The 4,035-nt window shown below is 69.7% G+C and carries 3 protein-coding genes; 1 reads left to right on the top strand and 2 read right to left on the bottom strand.

The features are described from left to right. Positions 1-347 precede the first annotated feature (347 nt). A complete protein-coding gene (gene ypfJ / locus ACWELJ_RS33580) occupies positions 348-1,268 on the bottom strand; it encodes a KPN_02809 family neutral zinc metallopeptidase (protein ID WP_452370094.1) in 921 nt (306 codons plus the stop codon). A 120-nt stretch (positions 1,269-1,388) separates the two neighbouring features. Between ypfJ and aspS the strand changes: the two genes are divergently transcribed. Then, a complete protein-coding gene (gene aspS / locus ACWELJ_RS33575) occupies positions 1,389-3,182 on the top strand; it encodes an aspartate--tRNA ligase (protein ID WP_452370093.1) in 1,794 nt (597 codons plus the stop codon). Between the two features lie 103 nt (positions 3,183-3,285). Here aspS and ACWELJ_RS33570 read toward each other — a convergent pair. Further along, the coding region (locus ACWELJ_RS33570; protein ID WP_452370092.1) for a hypothetical protein at positions 3,286-4,035 on the bottom strand (750 nt) is incomplete at its 5' end.

The raw sequence follows: 4,035 nt of genomic DNA, 5'->3' as shown, positions 1-4,035 counted from the left end.
CGCGAATCCGCCCGCGCCCGTGAGCAATACCGCGCACGCCGCCGCGGTCAGCGCGGCCCGCCACCCCCGCCGTCGACCCGTGGCGCCCGATCCCGTGACGCCGACCTGCCCCGCCGCCCCTGCCGTTCCCATCGCATCCCTCCGAATTCCCTTGCGGGCATCCGCCCGCCGCCCGCAGATTGTGGCCGCACACCCATCCCGGCGCGAAGCGCCACGCCGACGCCGCGCCGGGATGAGATACGGCACGGGGGATTCGCCCGAATTCGCCCGCGGCGAGGCGGTCGCCGGGGCCGGAAACGACGAGGTCCCCGGGCCGATTCGGACGGGGACCTCGTCATCCTGGTTGGTCAGCGCAGGGCGGGCGGGTTGCCGAGGTCCTGGGCGGAGTAGGTGTCGCACGCCTTGACCTGTCCGGTCTTGTACCCGGTCAGGAACCACTTCTGGCGTTCCACCGAGGAACCGTGGGTCCAGGCTTCGGGATTGACGCGGCCCGTCGATGCCTTCTGGATGCGGTCGTCGCCGACGGCGGATGCGGCCGACAGCGCGTCGCGGATGTCGTTGTCGGTCAACGGCTTCAGGAAGGGCTGGCCGCCGCCGGGGGCGGGGAGCTTGTCGGCGTAGGCGGCCCAGACGCCGGCGTAGCAGTCGGCCTGCAGTTCGGTGCGGACCGCGCCGGAGGTCGGGCCCTTGGGGTCGCGCTGGGCCTTGTTGATGTCGCCGAGCTGGTTCTGGATGTGGTGGCCGAACTCGTGGGCGACCACGTACTCCTGGGCCAGCGGGCCGCCGCTGGAGCCGAAGCGGTCGACCAGTTCCTGGAAGAAGCTGGTGTCGAAGTAGGCGGTCTGGTCGGCGGGGCAGTAGAACGGGCCCACCGCCGAGGACGCGCGCCCGCAGCCGGTGTTCACCGCGCCGGAGAACAGCGTCACCTTGGGGGCGACATATTTGCGGCCGGTCTGCTTGGGCAGCTCGGTACCCCACACATTGTCCAGGCTCTGGACGGTCGCGATGACGCGGCAGTCCACGTACTTGTTGGCGTCCGCACCGGTCTTGCAGTGGTCGGGGGTGGTGGCCGCGCCCGACTTGGAGTTCGAGTCCGCCCCGGTGAACTGGCCCAGAATGCTGCCCGGATCGCCACCGAGCAGCAGTGACGCGATCAGGGCGATGATGCCCAGCGCGCCGCCGCCGAGAGCCAAGCCGCCGCCCAGCCCGGGTCCGCCGCCGCCGCTCACCCGGTTCGGGTCGATTTGCAGGCCCTCGTTGAAGGTCATGCGTATCACTCTGACACGGGCGAGCGGATATCGGTTTCCACTCGCCGTACGTGTCTCTCTACGATGGGTCTGCACCTGGTCACCCGCACCGGTGCTTCGAGTCCCGTCGAAAGGAATCCCGTGCTGCGCACCCACTTGGCTGGTTCGCTGCGAAGCGAGCACGCCGGTCAGACCGTCACCCTCACCGGCTGGGTGGCCCGGCGGCGAGACCACGGTGGCGTGATCTTCATCGATCTGCGCGATGCTTCGGGTGTGGCCCAGGCCGTCTTCCGTGAAGGCGAGCCCGCGGAAGCCGCCCACAAGCTGCGCAACGAGTTCGTCGTGAAGGTCACCGGCGTGGTCGAGAACCGCCCCGAAGGCAGCGAGAACCCGAACCTGCCGACGGGCGCCATCGAGGTCAATGTGACCGCGCTCGAGGTGCTCAACGAGGCCGCGCCGCTGCCGTTCCAGCTCGACGACGAGCCGGGTGAGGAAGCCCGCCTCAAGTACCGCTACCTGGACCTGCGCCGCGAGGGCCCGGCGCACGCGATCCGGCTGCGCTCCAAGGTGAACTCCGCCGCCCGCGAGGTACTGGCCAAGCACGCCTTCATCGAGGTCGAGACCCCGACCATGACCCGGTCCACTCCGGAGGGCGCGCGCGACTTCCTGGTCCCGGCCCGCCTGGCCCCCGGCAAGTTCTACGCGCTGCCACAGTCGCCGCAGCTGTTCAAGCAGCTGCTCATGGTCGGCGGCATCGAGCGCTACTTCCAGATCGCGCGCTGCTACCGCGACGAGGACTTCCGCGCCGACCGTCAGCCCGAGTTCACCCAGCTCGACATCGAGATGAGCTTCGTCGAGCAGGAAGACGTCATCCTGCTGGCCGAGGACATCCTGACCGCGCTGTGGAAGCTGGTCGGCTACGACATCCCGACCCCGATCCCGCACATGACCTACGCCGAGGCCATGCGCCGCTACGGCTCGGACAAGCCCGACCTGCGCTTCGAGGTCGAGATCACCGAGATGATGGAGTATTTCAAGGACACGCAGTTCCGCGTGTTCCAGGCTCCCTACGTCGGTGCGGTCGTCATGCCGGGCGGCGCCTCGCAGCCGCGCCGCCAGTTCGACGCCTGGCAGGAGTGGGCCAAGCAGCGTGGCGCCAAGGGCCTGGCCTACATCACCTTCAACGAGGACGGCACCCTCGGCGGCCCGGTCGCCAAGAACCTCACCGACGCCGAGCGCGAGGGCCTGGCCAAGCAGGTCGGCGCCGAGCCGGGCGACTGCGTGTTCTTCGCGGCCGGCGACCAGAAGTCGAGCCGGGCGCTGCTGGGCGCGGCCCGCGGCGAGATCGCCCGCAAGTGCGGTCTGATCGACGAGAACGCCTGGGCCTTCGTCTGGATCGTGGACGCCCCGATGTTCGAGCCCACCGCCGACGCCACCGCGAGCGGCGATGTGGCCCTGGGCTATTCGGCCTGGACCGCGGTGCACCACGCGTTCACCTCGCCCAAGCCCGAGCACCTGGACACCTTCGACACCGATCCGGCCTCGGCGCTGGCCTACGCCTACGACATCGTCTGCAACGGCAACGAGATCGGCGGCGGCTCGATCCGTATCCACCGCCGCGACGTGCAGGAGCGGGTGTTCCAGGTGATGGGTATCGGTGAGGAGGAGGCGCAGGAGAAGTTCGGCTTCCTGCTCGACGCCTTCTCCTACGGCGCCCCGCCCATGGGCGGCATCGCCTTCGGCTGGGACCGCATCACCGCGCTGCTGGCCGGGGTGGACTCGATCCGCGAGGTCATCGCGTTCCCGAAGTCGGGCGGCGGCGTCGACCCGCTGACCGACGCGCCGACCCCGATCACGCTTCAGCAGCGTCAGGAGGCGGGCCTCAACGCCAAGCTGGACGCGAACGGCAACCCGGTGAAGGAAGAGGCCAAGTAGTCCCAGGCCCCTGGACCGACGACGACGCCGCGCTGCTGATGCAGCGCGGCGTCGCTGTTTCGGTGGCCCGGGCGTCGATTCGGGGTGGCCCGGGGCGATCGGGTCAGTACACGACCAGGCGTCCGGTCAGGGTGCGGTAGGCGTAGGTGGTGGCGATGGCGGTCACCGGCCCGGCGACCAGCAGGCCCAGGCCACAGAACAGCGTGCCGATCGCGGTCATCAGCAGCACCGCCACCGCCAGCAGCGACACCTGCAGGGCATTGGCGATCACCAGCCGCACACTCGACTGGATCGCGGCGATCGGATTCTGGTCCTGATCGATCACGAAGTGCAGCGCGAACATGCACAGCACCCCGGCGATCACCGCCGGGAACAGGCACGCGATCGAGGCCAGGAAGCACACCGCGAACACGATGAGGGCGGTGATGAGCACATTGCCGGCGTTCACGAATCCGAAGAAGGCCGGGAAATCGGGTGGGGTGCCGTCGGTCTCGTAGAGGGCGCCGCGGATCATGGCCGCCTGCAACAGCCACACCACCAGCGATGCCACCGCGAACAGCAGCACCACCGCCGACAGTGACTGGACGTCAACGATTCTGACCAGCAGGATGACCAGCAGCCAGGCGATCAGGCCGATCAGCACCATGCCCACCCACGGAACGGGATTGAGCCGGAACCGATCCCAGCCGTAGGTGAGGGCCGCGCCGACGTCGAGGCGTTCGCGTGGCGGGCCGTAGGACTGCTGCGGCACGGGTTCGGTGGCCGGGCCCGCCGCGGGCGGCGCGGTCATCCCCGGCGGGAAGCCGCCCGGCGGAGCCGGATTGCCCGGCGCCATCGCGCCCGGCGGCACCTG

Source organism: Nocardia sp. NPDC004582, from assembly GCF_053602115.1.
Note: the sequence above shows the minus strand (reverse complement) of the source record. Positions and strands in the feature narration are given on the sequence as shown.